Here is a 1,203-nt window from a genome sequence, read left to right on the forward strand (position 1 = left end):
CATCTGGCGGACGTTCTCGTGCACGTGTCTCCGGAGGCGTTGGAGGAGGCACCAGCCCGGCCGCCGCCCGCACCAGGGTCCCGGCGGCGACGGCGGCCGTGACCAGGCGGGCGGGCAGGCCGCCGCGACCGCGTGAGCACACCAGCACCGCCGCCGCCCCGGCGCCGAGCACGGCGACGAGCGGCACCAGCACGCGCGAGGTGAACGGCACCTCGAAGTTCAGCACCGCCAGGGAGAGGGAGCTGACGTCGCGGGCGGGCCACGTGCGGCCGGTCAGCCAGTACAGGTGCGCGGCGGCGTCGGTGAGCAGGGCGGAGGCGGTCAGGGCGCCGAGGCGTGGAATGTTCATGCCCGGCAGGAGTCGGCGAAATCCGTAATGGTTCCATGGAACCTTTCGCGCCCCTCCCGCCTCTGGATGGACATGAGCTGGCCTGTTGCCGATCTGGACCCCGTACGCCGCCTGCGCGCGCTGGCCGCGGCCATTCCCGGGGCGTCCGTCGCCGAGCGCGTCATTCCCGCACCCTTCGCGGCGGTCTGGGCCGTGGTGAGCGATCTGGAGAAGGAGTTCGGCACGTTCGAACCCGACATGCGGCATCTCACCGTCGAGTCCGCGGGCTCGGACGGCGGCCGCCTCGTGGCCAGGGCCCGCAGCCGGTACGGCATGCGCGCCCGGTTCGACGTCGACCTGCGGCCGGGCTGGTGCTGGATGCAGAGCCGGTTCCTGCTCGTCGGCCTGGCCGCGACCGCCGTGCCGGAGGGGACGCTGGTCGCGCAGACGGGCGGGGTGCGCGTCCCGGGCCGCGCGGCGCTGGTGCCGTGGGGCGTGCGGGCGGCGGGGGAGAAGGCGCTGGCCAGGCTCGCGTCCCGGGTCACGGCCAGGGGCGCGGGTGGGGACGCGGCCCGGGACGCGGCCCGGGACGCCGGGGGCGCGTCGTGACGGCGGCCCGGGTGCTCGCCGCCCAGCGGGGCGACACGATGGCGATGAACGACCTGCTCGCCGAGCTGACGCCGTACCTGGGCCGGATCTGCGGGCCCATCGCGTTGGACAGCGGGCCGGACGCCGTGCAGGAGGCGCTGATCGCGATCTTCCGGCATCTGCGTGACCTGCCCTACCTGCTGAAGAACGAGCTCAAGTACGACGTGCAGCTGCCCGAGATCAAGGAGCAGGTCGCCTGGGAGGGCTTCGAGACGGGCGACGTGGAC

Annotated in this window: 2 protein-coding genes and 1 pseudogene; 2 read left to right on the top strand and 1 reads right to left on the bottom strand. The window is 74.3% G+C overall.

The genetic code is table 11. The features are described 5' to 3' along the window. On the bottom strand, window positions 1-349 hold a 349-nt coding region (locus ACWCSD_RS52820; RefSeq protein WP_449927567.1), incomplete at its 3' end, for a hypothetical protein. 72 nt (window positions 350-421) lie between these two features. On the opposite strand from ACWCSD_RS52820, the gene ACWCSD_RS52825 reads away from it, so the two are divergent. After that, window positions 422-937, top strand: coding sequence for a hypothetical protein (locus ACWCSD_RS52825; RefSeq protein ID WP_449927570.1), 516 nt, complete (start codon window positions 422-424; stop codon window positions 935-937). Beyond that, window positions 934-1,203, top strand: a pseudogene (locus tag ACWCSD_RS52830) (hypothetical protein); the annotation flags it as partial. The gene ACWCSD_RS52825 and the pseudogene ACWCSD_RS52830, both read left to right, overlap by 4 nt.

Source organism: Nonomuraea sp. NPDC001684, from assembly GCF_053596515.1.